Consider the following 14,703-nt stretch of genomic DNA (forward strand, 5'->3'; position numbering starts at 1 on the left):
CCCCCCCCACCAGCCACCACCAACGCCTCCTCACCCGACCCACCTCGTCCCGCGCATTCTGACACCCCCCACTGCCACCCCGACCTGCCCTCCTCCAGCCTGGTGAGCCGCACCCGCATGCAGTTCAGCGCGAGGTCGGCAAGATGCGCGAAGGAACTTGTCGGTGCACGAGGAGTGGAGCCCGCTTACGCGCAGTACGCTCACGGTTACCGTCGATGGCGGGATTGGCCCGTGGCACCGGCAAGGCCCCGCTGGCTGCCCGGCCAGGACCAGCCGGCGCCGCTCGGATCGGCGTTCACCGTCCACGCACTTCGAGACGCACAGAGAGCCGCAATGGACCATCGCCGCCGCACCTTCATGACCTTCAGCGCGCTCGCACTGGCCGGGCTTTCAGCCCAGTGGGCCGCCCTCGAACCCGACCGGCTCACCGCGGCCATGCACGGCAGACACGTCGACGGGGAACTGGTCGACTGGATGGAGGACACCAGCGCCAAGCTCGTCGCCCTGCCCACCGAACAGCGGCAGCACACCGCGAAGTTGATGGACGCCCAACTGGAGACGGTCACCGACCTGCTGGAACAGGGCCGGTACTCCGAACCCGTCGGCCGGCGGCTCCACCTGCTGGCCGCGTCCCTGGCCGGCACCTGCGGCTGGCACCGCTTCGACCAGGGCCGACACTACGCGGCCGGCAAGCTCTGGAACGCGGCCCTCACCAACGCGCACGCCGCCCGCGACCGCGACCTCGGCGCCGGCGTCCTCTCCGACTTCGCCTACCAGTCGATCTGGCTCGCCCAGCCGGACGCCGCCGTCGAACCGCTCAGCCAGGCACTCGTCCACACCCGGCACCCCACCGCCCGCTCCCTGCTCCACCTCCGCCGCGCCCGCGCGCACGCCGCCCTCGGAGTCGCCGCCGACTGCCACCGTGACCTGGCCGCCGCCGAGACCGCCCTGCTGACCGACAGCCCGGACCCGGCCCCGGCCTGGTGTCAGTGGATGAGCACCGCGGACCTGGCCGTCGACTCCGGTCAGTGCATGCTCGACCTGGGCCGCACCGACGAGGCACACGCCCGGATCGACGAGGGCATGAGCCTGCTGCCCCGCTCCCGCGACAAGACCCGAGGGATCTTCCTGACCTACGAAGCCCGCAGCCTCCTGCATGCCCGCGAGGTCGAACAGGCCGTCACGGTCGCGAACCGGTCACTCGACCTCGCCACCCGGATCGGCGCCGAACGCTGCGTCACCCTGGTACGCGAGCTCGCGCCGGCGTTCAAGCCCTACCGCCGGGTCGACGGCGTCGCCGGTCTCATGGACCGCCTGAAGTCGGGCTGACCCGCGATCCGGTCGGTGCCTCCTGCCGTGGGGCGACGGGAATCTTGGGGTGACGATGGTGGTCGCCGCGGTCGACACCACCGAGGGCCTGCTGAGCAATTGGTCGCGGGGAATCGCCTCCCGTCCGGTGACGCCCGTGCCGTCCCAGATCGCGGCCGTCCACCACGGCTGGGCCTCGCACATGATCTTCTCCCCGTCCGGCGTGAAGAAGCTGGGGCTCGGCGGGCAGCCGTGACCTCGCGTCACCTCGCCGGCCAGGCGGAGCAGAACCGCGTCAGGCCAGTTCGAGGACGTCCGACAGGCCGGCGGCCGCGAACGCGGTGAGGAGCGCGTCGCGGCCCTCGGTGAAGTGGGCCCAACTGTCGAAGTGGACGGGGACGACGCGGCGGGCGCCGAGGATGCGGGTGGCTTCGGCGGCGCGGGTGCTGTCGAGGGTGAGGAGGTCGTTGTCGAACAGGCCGGTGCGGGCCGCGCCGGCGAAGAGGACGGCGGTGTCGACGGGGGCGAAGCGTTCGGCGATCCCGGAGACGACGTCGAGGGACGCGTTGTCGCCGGAGACGTAGACGACGGGCAGGCCGGGGGCGGTCAGGACGAAGCCGATGACCTCGCCGGTGACGGGCTCGCAGCCGTCGGGACCGTGCTGGGCGGGGACGGCGGTGATGGTGACCTGGTCGCCGGCGGGGCCGGTCAACTCGACGCTCTGCCAAGGGGCGAGGCCCTTCGCGGTGCCGCCCAGGCGTTCCGCGCCGCCGACCGTGGTGAGGGTGAGCGGGACGTCGGCGAGGAACGTGCGGCCGCTGCGGTCGAGGTTGTCGGGGTGCTCGTCGTGGGAGAGCAGGACGGCGTCGATCGGGCCGAGGGTGGCCGGGTCGGCGCTGCCGGGGTGGGTCTTGACCAGGGCGCCGCCGCGCGGGAGCGGGTACTCGCCGGGGGCGTCGAAGGTGGGGTCGGTGAGCAGGCGCAGGCCGGCGTACTCGATCAGCGCGGTGGGGCCTCCGAAAACCTGAACGGCAGGAACGGCAGGAACGGCAGCAGTCATGGCAGGACACCTCACGGAAGAGTGGAAGTTTTACCGTGAGATGAATCTAACGGGCCATCATGGAAAATCGCAAGCTTTCCCGTGAGAGAGAGGGGGCGGGGGAAGGGGATTGTCGACTCGGGGACAGGGGGACAGCGCGACAGATCTCCTCACGCGCAACGCCGCCCTTTAGCATGAGGACCATGAGTCAGCGCCCCACCACCCCCCACACCCCCGCCCCGGGCGCCGAGCAGCATCCGGCACTCGACTTCGCCAACTCGCTGCTCAGCCTGCCCACCGGCCCGCTCGACCTGCTCGGCACGCCGGAGGAGGCCACCGCCTGGCTGCTCGGCCACGACCTCGCCCCGGTCGGCGGCCGGCTGTACCGCCCCTGCACCGACCGCCTGCACCGACTGAGGGGCGCGGTAAGGGAGTTGATCGGGGCGAGGACGGCCGACGCGCCCGCCCCGCCCGAGGCCCTCGCGGCCGTCAACGCCGCCCTCACCGCCACCCCGTCCGCGCCCCTCCTGCACTGGGACGCCGAGCGCGGCCTGCACCGCGCGCTCCCCCACCCGGCGGACCGGATCGCCGACCGGGCGATGGCCCAACTCGCCGCCGACGCCGCCGAGTTGCTCACCGGCCCGGATGCCGGGCGGCTCGCGGCCTGCGGCGGCGCCCCGTGCACCCGGTTCTTCGTCCGCACCCACGCCGCCCGGCACTGGTGCTCGACCCGCTGCGGCGACCGGGTCCGCGCCGCCCGCGCCTACGCCAAGAAGCGTGCCGCGAACCCGAGTTGAAAAAACGGACCCCGCCCGTACTTGAAAAAACGGACCCCGCCCGGACCCAAAAAACAGACCCCGCCCGGCCACAGGGGCCGGACGGGGTCCGCAAGCACACCGGGCAGGCGTTACGCAGCCGGCCGCGGGAAGGTCGGGTACTCGACGCCGGAGACGTGCTGGACGACCCGGACGACCTGGCAGGAGTAGCCGAACTCGTTGTCGTACCACAGGTAGAGGATCGCGTTGTCACCCTCGACCTTGGTCGCGCCCGCGTCCACGATGGAGGCGTGGCGGGAGCCGATGAAGTCGCTGGAGACCGCGTCGGGCGAGTCGATGAAGTCGATCTGTCGCTTCAGCGGGGAGGTCAGCGACACCTCGCGCAGGTGGTCGAGGACGTCCTCGCGGGTCGTCTCGCGGGCCAGCTGCAGGTTGAGGATGGCGATCGAGACGTCCGGCACGGGGACGCGGATCGAGCTGCCGGTGATCTTCGCCTTGAGGTCGGGCAGGGCCTTCGCGACGGCGGAGGCGGCACCGGTCTCGGTGATGACCATGTTGAGCGGCGCGGAACGACCGCGACGGTCGGCCTTGTGGTAATTGTCCAGCAGGTTCTGGTCGTTGGTGAACGAGTGGACGGTCTCCACGTGGCCGCGCAGCACGCCGTACTCGTCCTCCATCGCCTTCAGCGGCGGGACGATCGCGTTGGTGGTGCAGGACGCGCAGGAGATGATCTGCTCGTCGGGCTTGATGGTGTCGTGGTTGACGCCGTGCACGATGTTCGGGACGTCGCCCTTGCCGGGGGCGGTCAGCACGACCTTGGCGATGCCGGGGCGCAGGTGCTTGGACAGGCCCTCGCGGTCGCGCCAGCGGCCGGTGTTGTCGATCAGGATCGCGTTGTCGATCCCGTGCGCGGTGTAGTCCACCTCGCTGGGGTCGTTCGAGTAGATCACCTGGATCGCGTTGCCGTTGGCAACGATCGTGTTGGTGTCCTCGTCGACGGTGATGGTGCCCTGGAACTGGCCGTGGATGGAGTCGCGCCGCAGCAGCGAGGCGCGCTTGACCAGGTCGTCGGGGCCGCCGCTGCGGACCACGATGGCGCGCAGGCGCAGGCCGCCGGTCTTCTCGACCAGCAGGCGGGCCAGCAGGCGGCCGATGCGGCCGAAGCCGTACAGGACCACGTCGCGGGGGGCCTGGCGCTCCAGCTTGTTGTCGCCGGTGGCGCCGGCGACCGCCTCGGCGGTGAAGTCGGCGACGCTCAGGCCGCGGTCGTCGGCGCGGTAGGCGGCGGCGAGCAGGCCCAGGTCGATCTGGGACGGGCCGAGGTCGAGGGCGGCGAGCGCCTGCAGGAACGGGAAGGTCTCGGTGATCGAGAGCTCCTCGCCGGCTATCTGGCGGGCGAAGCGGTGGGTCTTCAGGATGCTGACCACCGACTTGTTCACCAGGGAACGGCTGTGCAGCAGGACGGTCACGTCCCGCTCGCGGTGCAGCCTCCCGATGATCGGGATCATCGACTCCGCGAGCTCCTCGCGGTTCTTCCAGTCCGTGAACACGTCGTCGTTGACAGTCACAATTCAACTTTCGAGGGTAGGCCGAGCTAGGCGCCCCCATGCTAGCTTCGGCGGCACCCTCGGCGGCGGGGTGGTCCCCCCGCTGACCAGCGGTGGTATCCCGCCGGGAGGCCGCCGGGACGTGATCGCGGCCACACCGCCGGCACTCCTCGCCCGCTCCGGTGCAGCTCGGTACCGAATCTGACGCCGCATCAGCTCAATTTCGGCCTTCACGGCGCGTGACCAAGGTCACCCACGTCGAATTCGTCACCCCACGGGGTGATGTCTCGTCATTTTCGGCCACTTGGGGTTTGTGGATGGAGGAGAGTGGGAGCCCCGGCCGGGCGGCCGCCCGTGACCGGGGTGCAGGTCCGGCCGTCCGAGGCCGGGCCGCCGCGAGGAAGGGACGGCCGTCCATGCCACACCTGGCCTACCAGCGGGCCGCGCTGGTGTTCACCCTGTTCGACGCCAACGGCAACGGGGTGCTCGACGCCGAGGACTTCGCTCTGATGAGCGAGCGCGTCCTGGACGTCGCGGAGGACTCTGCGGAGGCCGACCGGCAGGCGCTGGCCGACAGCATCGACAACTACTGGGAGGTGATGGCCAAGACGCTGGACGTCAACGGTGACGGGTTGGTCACCCCCACCGAGTTCCGCGGCTTCGTCCTCAACCCGGAGCTGTTCGGCGCCACCGCCGCCGTGTTCGCCGACGCGTTGGCCAAGCTCGGCGATCCGGACGGCGACGGCCTGATCGAACGGCCGCGCTTCCTTGCCCTGATGACCGCCATCGGCTTCGAGAAGCCCAATATCGAGGCCCTGTTCGACGCCTTCGCCCCGGACGCCACCGATCGGATCACGGTCGGGGTATGGGCCCAGGGCATTCGCGACTACTACTCGCCCGAGAAGGTCGGCATCGCCGGCGACCGCCTGGTCGCGAACCCGGTCTGACCTCTCCACCCGTTGTGAAGGAGCCCGTTTTGACCGCACCGCTCATTGCCCTGGCCGTAGGCCGCGGCACCGGACCCGACCTCGCCCCCGTCTTCGAGCGGGTGCTCCGCCGGATCACCCGACTGCACGGTGTGGAGGCCGAGTTGGTGCGGTCACCTCGGCTCTACCACTCGTACGTCTCGCTGCGCGCCGAGTGCGCCGACACCGCCGAGATCGCCCGCCTGACCGCGCTGGACGCCGAGCACTACGAGCGGTTCTGCCGCGAACAGGCGGCGGCCGGCGTCCGGGCGGTGTTCCGCACCGCGATCAACGCCCAGTCGCTGTACTTGGTGCGCCGGCGGCTGGCCGCCGTCAAGGTCGAACCGCTGTCCGCGAACGGCGCCCGGCTGCTGCTGGTCCGCGACCAGGCGCAGGGCTTCTACACCGGCGAGAACCAGCACACCCCCGGCACGGTGGTGCGGACCATGGAGTTCAGCCGCGAGGTCACCGGGCAGGTGGTGCGCTACGCGCTCCGCCGGGCCCGCGACCTGTGGCCGGAGGGCCCCGCCCGGGTGCAGATGGCGTACAAGTTCCACCTGCTGGACGGCGCGCTGGACGACTGGCGCGCCGAGCTGTCCGCCGAACTCGGCATCGAGATCGCGCTGTTCCAGCCCGACACCGTCAACCGCAACCTGATCACCCACGGCCCCGAGGACCGCACCGTGCTGGTCGCGGGCAACGAGTGGGCCGACATCATGCACGTGGTGCTGCTCGACCGGTACGGCTCGGAGCGGCAGGAGAATCGTTGCACCGAGAACGTGCACCTCCATCCGGAGCTGCACGGGCTCACCGAGTACCAGACCGTGCACGGCTCCGCCGACGACCTGGCCGGCCTCGACACGGTCAACCCGGTCGCCACGATCCGGGCCGCCGCCCGGATCGCCGAACGCCACGCGAACTGCCCCGGCGCGGAGGCCGCCGTGGAGACGGCGCTGGCCGCCGCGCAGGCCCGCGGGGTGCGCACGCCCGACCTCGGCGGCACCACCGGCACCACCGAGACGGTGGACGCGGTGCTCAAGGAGCTCAGCGTCGCGTTAAAGCCCTTCGTACCCGCCGCCAGGTCGGGTGCGAGCCGCATCACCGCCGCCTCGGGCACCGACCGGGCGGGCGCCCGATGAGCCCCGACACCACCCCGACCACCACCCCGATCGCCTCGACAACCACCTCGATGACAGCAACGCCGACGATGAACCTCCCCACCGGCACGGCCCTGGTGGTCGTCGACCTTCAGAACGACTTCTGCGCGGGCCCGGTCGCCGCCGCCCGCTTCCCCGGAGACCCGGCCCGGCTGGCCCGCGTCGCCGCCCGTACCGCCACCGCCGTCGACCGGGCCCGCGCGCTCGGCGTCGAGGTGCTGTTCGTCCGCTTCCTCGGGGACGTCGCCCTCCAGGGGCCGGCCTGGCGGCGGCGCGACGCGGCGCTCGGCAAGCGCCCCAAGTGCCTGGAGGGCAGCTGGGGCGCCGAGTTCCACGCCGCCGTGCCGCGGCCCGGCGAGGCGGTGTTCACCAAGCAGGCCTGCTTCGACGCCTTCCTCGACCCGGCGTTCGAGCCGCACCTGCGCGCCCGCGGCATCCAGCACCTGGTGCTGACCGGCCTGTTCGCGGACGTGTGCGTGGACTCCACCGCCCGCACCGCCTTCCAGCGCGGCTTCCACCTCACGGTGCTCCGCGACTGCACGGCCGCACTGCACCTCACCGACCAGGACGTCCTGCGCTTCATGGCGCGGGTGTACGGCGCCCGGATCACCGACCTCGACGACGGGCAGCCCTTCACCCTGCCCGAGCTGCCGGAGCTGCCCGAGGACGCCACGATGCCGGGGTCGTCGGATTTTCCGGAGTCGGCCGACGCGAGCGCCGGGGCGGGCCAGTCGTGACGATGACCGCCACCGTCCTGGACGACCCGGGCGTCACCGCCGGCGTCGGCCGCACCGCCCTGCTGGTCGCGCACGCCCGCGCGTTGGAGGCCCGCCGGCCCGACGCACTGGCCGTCGACCGCTTCGCCGAGCACTTCGTCCGCGCCGACCAGGGCTGCGCCGACTGGCCGCTGCACCCGGACGAGGTCGCCCCGGGCGACCCGCTGTGGGGCCGGCTGGCGAGCTACTTCGCGCTGCGCACCCGGGTGTTGGACGCGCACCTGCTGACGGCCGTCCGGGCCGGGGTGCGCCAGGTGGTGCTGCTCGGCGCGGGGCTGGACTCGCGGGCGTACCGCCTGCCGTGGCCGCCCGGCACCACGGTGTGGGAACTGGACCGGCCGGAGGTGCTGGCGTTCAAGCAGCGGGTGCTGGACGATCTGACGGCCGTCCCGTCGGCCTGCCGTCGCACGGTGCCGGTGGATCTGCGCGAGCCGTGGCCGGAGGCGTTGACGGAGGCGGGGCTCGATCCGCGGCTGCCGGTCGCGTGGCTCGCGGAGGGCCTGTTCCTGTACCTGCCGGCGGAGGCCGAGCAGCAGGTGGTGGAGGCGTTGGACACGCTCAGCGCGCCGGGTTCGACGCTGGCGTACGAGGTCAAGCTCGGCCTGGAGGCGGCGACGGTGCGGGCCAGTCCGGTGTACTCGGCGGCCCGGAACCGGATCGGCGTGGACCTGCTGGCGCTGTTCGCGCCCGGGCGGCGTCCGGACACCGCGGCGCGCCTGGGCTCGCTCGGCTGGTCGGTGTCCGTCCGCACGCCGTTCGACCACGGGGCGGGCCTGCCGCGGGCGCCGCGCCCGGAGCCGGACGACGCGCTGGCCGCGAACCGCTGGGTCACCTGCGTCAAGGGCCGCTGAACGCCGGAAGGGCGGCCCGGCAGCGTCGACTGCCGGGCCGCCCTTCGCTGTTGGGCGGGGCTGTCAGTACGGCTTCACCAGCACGTGCGCCGCGCCGGGGATGCCGATCTTGAGGAGTTCGTCCTCCTCGGGCGTGGTGGGCGTGCCGGTCTCCTGCTTGAGCACGGCCCGGGACAGCGCCTGGACGAACATGGCGCGCGGGCGGCGGCGGTCCTCCCAGGCCTGGAGGGCGGCGGGCACCGTGTCGGCGGCGTCGAGTTCCTGGGCGAGCACCAGGGCGTCCTCGACGGCCATCGCGGCGCCCTGCGCCAGGTGCGGGGTGGAGGCGTGCGCGGCGTCGCCGGCCAGCACCACCCGGCCGACGTGCCAGGGCGCGTCGACGGTGACCTGGGAGATCCGCGAGTAGACCACGGCGGACGGGTCGGTGACGGCGGCGAGGGCCTCGGCGACCGGGCCGGTGAAGCCGGCCAGGCGCTCCTTGAGCTGCTCGTGGGCGCGCTCCGGGTCGGGACGGAAGTCCTCGTCCTCGGCGACGACGGAGCCCAGGTACATCAGCTCCTGGGTGATCGGGGTGAGCAGCGCCTTCGCGGCCACGTTGCCGGTGCTCATCACCACGCCCTGGACCTCGTCCTGCCGGGGCAGGGTGACGCGCCAGTTGGCGAAGCCGGTGTACTCGGGGCTGAAGCGGTCGCCGTACAGGCGGGTGCGCAGCGGGGAGCCGATGCCGTCGAAGCCGACGACCAGGTCGTAGCGGCCGGTGGTGCCGTCGGAGAGGGTGACGTCCACGCCCTCGCCGTCGTCGGTGAGGTCGGCGATGGTGGTGCCGAAGCGGACGGTCGCGCCGGCCTCGGTGGCGGCCCGGCCGAGGACCTGGGCGAGCGCGGGGCGCGGGATGCCGTTGTTGGCGGGGGCGTCGTCCATCCGCGGCTGCGGGATCTTCGCCAGCGGGTTGCCGGCGGTGTCGCAGATGGTCAGCACCTCCCACTCGTAGCCGACCGCCAGGCACGCGTCGAGGATGCCGAGTTCGCGCATCACGTGCAGGGCGTTGGAGGGCTGGATGATGCCGACGCCGAGGGCGTCGAACTGCTCGCGGAGCTCGGCGATCTCGACGGTGTGGCCGCGGCGGGCCAGTGCGACGGCGAGGCCGAGGCCGCCTATGCCGCCGCCGTGGACGAGGACGCGCAGGGGTGTTGCCATGGGTCTTCTCCGGTGGTTTCGGGGGGAGTTCGGAGGGGGTCAGCCGACCGGCAGCGCCATCAGGTGGTCGACCAGGGCGAGCAGCACGTCCCGGCCGAAGGTCCGGTCGCGGACGTCGCCGACCAGCATCGGCACGTGCGGGTCGAGGTCGAGCGCGGCCCGGATCTCGTCGTCGCTGCGGGTGTTGACGCCGTGGAAGCAGTTGATCGCGACGACGAACGGGATGGTCCGGCTCTCGAAGAAGTCGATCGACGCGAAGCTGCTCTCCAGTCGGCGGGTGTCGGCGATCACCACGCCGCCGAGCGCGCCGTTGACCAGGTCGTTCCACATGAACCAGAAGCGTTCCTGGCCGGGCGTGCCGAACAGGTACACCACCAGCTCGGGGCTGACGGTGATGCGGCCGAAGTCCAGGGCGACGGTGGTGGTGGTCTTCTGGTCGACGCCGGAGAGGTCGTCCACGCCGACGCTGGCGGTGGTGAGGTACTCCTCGGTGCGCAGCGGGGCGACTTCGCTGACGGCGCCGACCAGGGTGGTCTTGCCGACGCCGAAGCCGCCGGCGATCAGGATCTTGACCGCGGCGGCGCCCGCCTGGGTGGTCGTCATCTCAGAGCCTCCTCAGTCCCTCACGTACAGCGGCCAGCAGGCCGCGGTCGGCGCCGCCCGAGGCCCGGGCCACCGAGAGGGGGGCGCGGGCGGTCAGGAGGCCCTGTTCGACGAGGTCGCCGAGCAGGATCTTGGTCACGGACACCGGCAGGTCGAGGTCGGCGGCGACCTCGGCGACGGCGGCGGGGGTGCGGCACCGGCCGAGGATCATGCGGTGCTCGGGCTGCAGCCGGCCCGGCCGGGCCGGCGCGCCGTAGGCGTCGACCGGCTCGGACACGGTGGTCAGCAGGGTGATGAGGGTGAAGTCGTCACGTTCGGGCGCGGTGCGTCCGGCGGTGATGGTGTACGGGCGGACCATGCTGTCCGCGCCGTCGTCCGCCTCCTCGTCCTCCTCCCAGTACGGGCTCACCCGCGCTGCCCGCCCCGGGCGGCGAACGCGTCGAAGTCGCCGCGCTGCGGGGTGGAGAGCTTCTGGCCGACCTGCTGGACCAGGTTGTGCATGGCCAGCGACATGACCTCGGCGTCGACGTCCTGGGAGGCGACGACGGCGAGGTGGGTGCCCTGGCCGGCGGAGATGACGAACAGCCACAGGTCGGCGAGTTCGACGATGACCTGGTGCACGGGGCCGCCGGCGAACAGCTGGCCGACGCCGCGGGCCAGGCTCTGCTGGCCGGTGGCGACGGCGGCGAGGCGCTCGGCGTCGGAGCGGTCGATGGAGCGGGAGTGGCTGACCACGAGGCCGTCGTCGGAGAGCAGGACGGCGAGTCTCGTCCCGGCCACCTGGTCCACCAGGCCGTCCAGCAGCCAGTCGAGGTCCTGGTGGGTGCCGATTGTGCGCGTCATGACCGGTCTTCTCTCGTCGGGATGGTGTGGGTGTTCCAGGTGTCGCCGGGCTCGGGCCGTTCGCCGGACTGCGGCGTGGTGTCCGCGGTCGGCCGGTCGGCTCCGGCCCGCGCCTCTCTGGACCGCCGCTGGAACGCGCCGACCGCCGCTCCGGCCCGTCGGGGGGCCGGTCGGAACAGCGGGTTCTCGTCCCAGCGCGGCGGGGCGGGGGCGGCCGGCGCGGTGGCCGGGTCGATCCGCAGCTCGTCGACCAGGCTGGCCTGGCGGATGCGGCGCGGCAGCGGCGGTTCGGCGCCCGGCAGGGCCGGGGCGAGCGGCACGTACTGGGCGGGCACCGTCGGGGCGGGGGCCGGGTACGTCCCGGGGGCGGGGAACGGGGTGGCCTGCGCGGGCTCGAACGGGGCGGGCTCGAACGGGGCGGGCCGGCCGGGCCGGTTGTCGCCGGCCGTCGGCTCGTACGCCGCCGGCTCGGGCCGGTAGGGCGCGGGCAGCCCGGCGTTCGGCAGCCCGTACGGGGCGACCGCGCCGGTCGGGGCGCCGTAGGGCGATTCGCCGGTCGGGCTGCCGTACGGCGCGGCATGGTACTCGGCGGGCGGCAGCGCGGCGGGGAACGCCTGCGGCTCGTGGCCGGGCGTGCCGTGCTGCTCGACGGGCCGGCCGAACGGCTCGTGCTGCGGCAGCGGGTACGGGTCGGCGGCGCCGAACGGGTCCTGGACGGGCGGGTACGGCAGTTCCTCGGGGGCGGCGTGCAGTTCGAGCAGCGCGTTGTCCCGTTCGGGCGTCCCGGTGAGTCCGGTGACGCCGGCCAGCGCCTGGCCGCGGGAGCGGGTGGGCAGACCGCCGGTGGGCGGCGCGGCGACCAGGGTCGGGCGGGCCGTCGGGTCGGGGACGATCAGCTCGTCGGGGACGAGCACGACGACGCGGGTGCCGCCGAACGCGGACTGGCGGAACTCGATCCGCAGGCCGTTCTGGTCGGCGAGCCGGGCGACCACGTAGAAGCCGAGGCGGATGTCGTCGCCGCGGGCCAGCACGTCGGCCTTGGGCGGGCGGGTCATCAGCGCGTTGGCTTCGTCGATCTGGTCGTCGTCCATGCCGAGTCCGCGGTCCTCGACCTCGATGGCGACGCCGCGGCTGACCCGGCCGGCCCGGACCTCGACCGGGTTCGGCGGGCGGGAGAAGCTGAGGGCGTTCTCGATCAGCTCGGCGAGCACGTGGGCGACCGGGCCGACGGCGCGCTCGGAGAGCCAGGGGCTGCCGTCGAGGTCGATGACGACCCGTCGGTAGTCCTGGACCTCGCCCTGGGCGGCGCGCATCACGTCCAGCAGCGGGACGGGCTTGCGCCAGCGGCGGTGCGGGGCGCCGCCGGCCAGGATGACCAGGTTCTCCTCGTAGCGGCGCAGGCGCGCGGTGAGGTGGTCGAGGTCGAACAGGCCTTCCAGGATCTCCGGGTCCTCGTGCTTGCGCTCCAACTCGGAGAGCTTCTTCAGCTGCTGACCGATCAGCAGCTGGGTGCGGCGGGCGATGCGCTGGAGCAGCCGCTCGTAGGCGCGGTGCTGCTCGGCCTGCGCGACGGCGGCCTGCAGGGCGCTGGTGCGGGCCAGGTTGAAGGCCTCGCCGAGCTTGGCGAGTTCGTCCTCGGTGCGGGCCCACGGGTCGCGTGCGATGGCGCGGGCGTGCTCCTCGACGTCGATCTGTTCGCCGTTGCCGAGGCGTTCGACGACCTCGGGCAGCGAGTTCTCCAGCTCTTCGGCCTGCTTCTGCAGCCAGCTGATGCGGCGGCGCAGGGTGCGGGTCAGGCGCCAGGTGGAGATGGCGACGGCGATGACGGCGATCAGGCCGACGACGCTGGTGAGGACCAGGCGCAGGGCGAGGCTGATGATGCTGCTCTTGCCCTCCTCGACGACTGCGGCGGTGCGGAACTCCAGCAGGCCGACCAGCGGCGGGTTGACGGCGTCGATCGCCTGCCGCCAGGCGTCCTTGTCGGTGCCGAGCGCGATCCGGCCGCCGCGGTCGGGCGCGGTGGGCTTCAGCAGGTCCTGCTCGGCGCGGGTCTTGGCCTGCCAGGCCTGGCTGCCGGTGATCTGCTGCCACATGGCGGCCTGGTCGGCGGGCAGGCTGGGCACGACCTTGGTGCCGAACTGGAACTCCTGCTCGGCGATGGACTGCCGCAGCAGCTGGTAGTCGTCGACGTTCAGCGACCCGGTGGGCCAGCCGCGGGCCAGCAGGGCGTCGGTGCGGGAGATCATCTCCTTGCCCCAGAACAGGTCGACGAGGGGCTGCGAGATGGTGGTCATCCGGCCGTTGTCGACGTGGCTGAGGGCCGCGAACAGCCGCAGGTCCACCGCGATCAGGTCGGTGTAGTAGGTGTACACCGTGGCCTGCTGCTGGTCGCTTCCGCTGTCGACCAGGGCGCGCTGCGCGGGCAGCTGGTTGATCGCGGAGCGGGCCTCGCGGACGGCGTCGCGGACCTCGGCCGGTGCGCTGTCGGCGGCGACGCCGGACAGCTTCTGGAAGGTCTGGACGGCCTCGTCGGTCTTGGCGCGCTGGGTGCGCAGCGCCTCGTTGACGCCGGTGTGCGAGGCGAGGACCTCGGCGCTGAGGCGCCGTTCCTCCTGCAGGTTGTAGTACACGATGTTGGACGGCTGGCCCGCTTCCTGGGCGAGCAGGCCCTGAGCGGCCTGTCGCTGGAAGTCGAGCAGGAGCTGTCCGCTGGTGACCGCCCAGAGGGCGGCCAGCGCCACACCGGGAACGATGGCCAGGACGAGCAGGGTCGCCCGGAGCGAAAGCCGGCCCGTGATAATCCGCCGAGGGGCGCGCGTGCGCAGGGCATTCTCCTTGGAGACGACGCCAGTCGTTCAGAACTGGTCGAATCTGATGAGGACTCTGACGGAGGGATCTTAGTATCACCCCCATAACAGCCCAAAAGCCGCCATGGCGGCTCGGTGCCCGCACGGCACCACCGCGGTGTCCCAACACCCGTGCCGACCAGGCACGATGAGCCACCCGGAGATCAACTCCCCGTGGTTCGGCTGCTGTTCACTGCCGGTCGGCATCGACTCGCGCAAACTGCCCGTTCCCGCACCGGAACTGAGGCCCTGACCGGTGCCGGAACGGCCCGCGAACCATCCGTCAGGGCCGCCGGCCGAGCCTTTCGGAGTCTAGCGCTCCCCTCACCACGCTGTGCATTGCCCCTGTCACAACTTCACGGAAACCGGACATGAACGGTCTGAATCGTCCCGAACCGTCCGGGAATCGCCGGTATCGGTCGACGCCTTCACCCCTGTCGGGATCTTGACATCGGCTCACCTACTGACCAGTCAGCAGCCGCTCCCGCGCCGGGTCGCCGGTCCGAGCTCGGCGATCAGCCGGCGGTAGGCCTCGAACGCGGCCTTGCGGGTGTGGTCGTCGCGCAGCAGGCCGAAGCCGTGGAACAGGGTGTCGCCGCGACTGTCGGCGTCGCGCAGTGCGAACAGGGTGTACCCGTCGAGGTTCAGCGCCGCCGCCTGCCCGGCGACCGTCCGGACCACCGTCTCCAGCGTCCGGGCCTGGGCCTGCTCCGACCGTCCGGGCCCGGTCGGCCAGCCGTTCTCGCAGATCCGGATCGGCACCGGTCGGCTCCCGTTCCCTCCGGGCGCGGGTCC

At 72.5% G+C, this 14,703-nt stretch carries 15 protein-coding genes; 7 read left to right on the forward strand and 8 right to left on the reverse strand.

The genetic code is table 11. The annotated features are described in order from the left end of the window. Positions 1-333: 333 nt before the first annotated feature. Entirely contained in the window at positions 334-1,329 is a 996-nt protein-coding gene (locus tag AMK19_RS16875; protein ID WP_073812523.1) for a hypothetical protein, read from the forward strand. Positions 1,330-1,378: 49 nt separating this feature from the next. Next, a complete protein-coding gene (locus AMK19_RS16880) occupies positions 1,379-1,564 on the forward strand; it encodes a hypothetical protein (protein WP_073812526.1) in 186 nt (61 codons plus the stop codon). A gap of 39 nt (positions 1,565-1,603) precedes the next feature. Here AMK19_RS16880 and AMK19_RS16885 read toward each other — a convergent pair whose 3' ends face one another. Further along, positions 1,604-2,368 (reverse strand): MBL fold metallo-hydrolase, encoded by a 765-nt coding sequence (locus tag AMK19_RS16885; protein ID WP_073812528.1) that lies wholly within the window; start codon positions 2,366-2,368, stop codon positions 1,604-1,606. Between the two features lie 173 nt (positions 2,369-2,541). Here AMK19_RS16885 and AMK19_RS16890 point away from each other — a divergent pair, with 173 nt between their 5' ends. Next, complete coding sequence (locus tag AMK19_RS16890) at positions 2,542-3,144, forward strand: CGNR zinc finger domain-containing protein (protein WP_073812531.1); 603 nt, start codon at positions 2,542-2,544, stop codon at positions 3,142-3,144. Between the two features lie 110 nt (positions 3,145-3,254). Here the strand turns inward: AMK19_RS16890 and AMK19_RS16895 are convergent, their stop codons facing one another. After that, complete coding sequence (locus AMK19_RS16895) at positions 3,255-4,691, reverse strand: glyceraldehyde-3-phosphate dehydrogenase (RefSeq protein WP_073812533.1); 1,437 nt, start codon at positions 4,689-4,691, stop codon at positions 3,255-3,257. Between the two features lie 395 nt (positions 4,692-5,086). Here AMK19_RS16895 and AMK19_RS16900 point away from each other — a divergent pair, with 395 nt between their 5' ends. Genes AMK19_RS16900 through AMK19_RS16915 form a run of 4 tightly spaced genes read left to right on the forward strand, consistent with a single transcriptional unit; the run spans position 5,087 to position 8,419 of the window. Next, the gene (locus AMK19_RS16900; protein WP_073812536.1) at positions 5,087-5,617 is read left to right on the forward strand and encodes an EF-hand domain-containing protein; all 531 of its coding nucleotides are present in this window, start codon (positions 5,087-5,089) and stop codon (positions 5,615-5,617) included. A gap of 29 nt (positions 5,618-5,646) precedes the next feature. Continuing rightward, entirely contained in the window at positions 5,647-6,774 is a 1,128-nt protein-coding gene (locus AMK19_RS16905; protein WP_073812538.1) for an isocitrate/isopropylmalate family dehydrogenase, read from the forward strand. Then, entirely contained in the window at positions 6,771-7,529 is a 759-nt protein-coding gene (locus tag AMK19_RS16910; protein WP_443135017.1) for a cysteine hydrolase family protein, read from the forward strand. Before AMK19_RS16905 ends, AMK19_RS16910 begins: the two co-directional genes overlap by 4 nt. Positions 7,530-7,531: 2 nt before the next feature. Then, complete coding sequence (locus AMK19_RS16915) at positions 7,532-8,419, forward strand: SAM-dependent methyltransferase (protein WP_073813031.1); 888 nt, start codon at positions 7,532-7,534, stop codon at positions 8,417-8,419. Between the two features lie 63 nt (positions 8,420-8,482). Here the strand turns inward: AMK19_RS16915 and AMK19_RS16920 are convergent, their stop codons facing one another. The 6 genes from AMK19_RS16920 to AMK19_RS16945 all read right to left on the reverse strand — a co-directional run bounded on the left by AMK19_RS16920 (position 8,483) and on the right by AMK19_RS16945 (position 14,670). Then, positions 8,483-9,616, reverse strand: a complete 1,134-nt coding sequence (locus AMK19_RS16920) for an FAD-dependent monooxygenase (protein ID WP_073812540.1) — start codon at positions 9,614-9,616, stop codon at positions 8,483-8,485. 39 nt (positions 9,617-9,655) lie between these two features. Continuing rightward, positions 9,656-10,219 (reverse strand): GTP-binding protein, encoded by a 564-nt coding sequence (locus tag AMK19_RS16925; RefSeq protein WP_073812542.1) that lies wholly within the window; start codon positions 10,217-10,219, stop codon positions 9,656-9,658. A 1-nt stretch (position 10,220) separates the two neighbouring features. Next, positions 10,221-10,577, reverse strand: coding sequence for a DUF742 domain-containing protein (locus AMK19_RS16930; RefSeq protein WP_143200268.1), 357 nt, complete (start codon positions 10,575-10,577; stop codon positions 10,221-10,223). Positions 10,578-10,624: 47 nt separating this feature from the next. Then, positions 10,625-11,062, reverse strand: a complete 438-nt coding sequence (locus AMK19_RS16935; protein WP_073812548.1) for a roadblock/LC7 domain-containing protein — start codon at positions 11,060-11,062, stop codon at positions 10,625-10,627. Next, positions 11,059-13,803, reverse strand: a complete 2,745-nt coding sequence (locus AMK19_RS38085; protein WP_073812550.1) for a sensor histidine kinase — start codon at positions 13,801-13,803, stop codon at positions 11,059-11,061. Before AMK19_RS38085 ends, AMK19_RS16935 begins: the two co-directional genes overlap by 4 nt. Before the next feature lie 576 nt (positions 13,804-14,379). Next, on the reverse strand, positions 14,380-14,670 hold the full coding sequence (locus tag AMK19_RS16945) for a hypothetical protein (RefSeq protein WP_198953352.1): 291 nt from the start codon (positions 14,668-14,670) through the stop codon (positions 14,380-14,382). Between the last annotated feature and the right edge of the window lie 33 nt (positions 14,671-14,703).

Source organism: Kitasatospora sp. CB01950 (assembly GCF_001905465.1).
GTDB lineage: Bacteria > Actinomycetota > Actinomycetes > Streptomycetales > Streptomycetaceae > Kitasatospora.

Bases quoted from the DNA above. Each gene is read 5' to 3' on its own strand.
- AMK19_RS16875 (WP_073812523.1), top strand. From the start codon at position 334: ATGGACCATCGCCGCCGCACCTTCATGACCTTCAGCGCGCTCGCACTG.
- AMK19_RS16885 (WP_073812528.1), bottom strand. From the start codon at position 2,368: ATGACTGCTGCCGTTCCTGCCGTTCCTGCCGTTCAGGTTTTCGGAGGC.
- AMK19_RS16890 (WP_073812531.1), top strand. From the start codon at position 2,542: ATGAGGACCATGAGTCAGCGCCCCACCACCCCCCACACCCCCGCCCCG.
- AMK19_RS16900 (WP_073812536.1), top strand. From the start codon at position 5,087: ATGCCACACCTGGCCTACCAGCGGGCCGCGCTGGTGTTCACCCTGTTC.
- AMK19_RS16910 (WP_443135017.1), top strand. From the start codon at position 6,771: ATGAGCCCCGACACCACCCCGACCACCACCCCGATCGCCTCGACAACC.
- AMK19_RS16915 (WP_073813031.1), top strand. From the start codon at position 7,532: ATGACCGCCACCGTCCTGGACGACCCGGGCGTCACCGCCGGCGTCGGC.
- AMK19_RS16920 (WP_073812540.1), bottom strand. From the start codon at position 9,616: ATGGCAACACCCCTGCGCGTCCTCGTCCACGGCGGCGGCATAGGCGGC.
- AMK19_RS16925 (WP_073812542.1), bottom strand. From the start codon at position 10,219: ATGACGACCACCCAGGCGGGCGCCGCCGCGGTCAAGATCCTGATCGCC.
- AMK19_RS16930 (WP_143200268.1), bottom strand. From the start codon at position 10,577: ATGGTCCGCCCGTACACCATCACCGCCGGACGCACCGCGCCCGAACGT.
- AMK19_RS16935 (WP_073812548.1), bottom strand. From the start codon at position 11,062: ATGACGCGCACAATCGGCACCCACCAGGACCTCGACTGGCTGCTGGAC.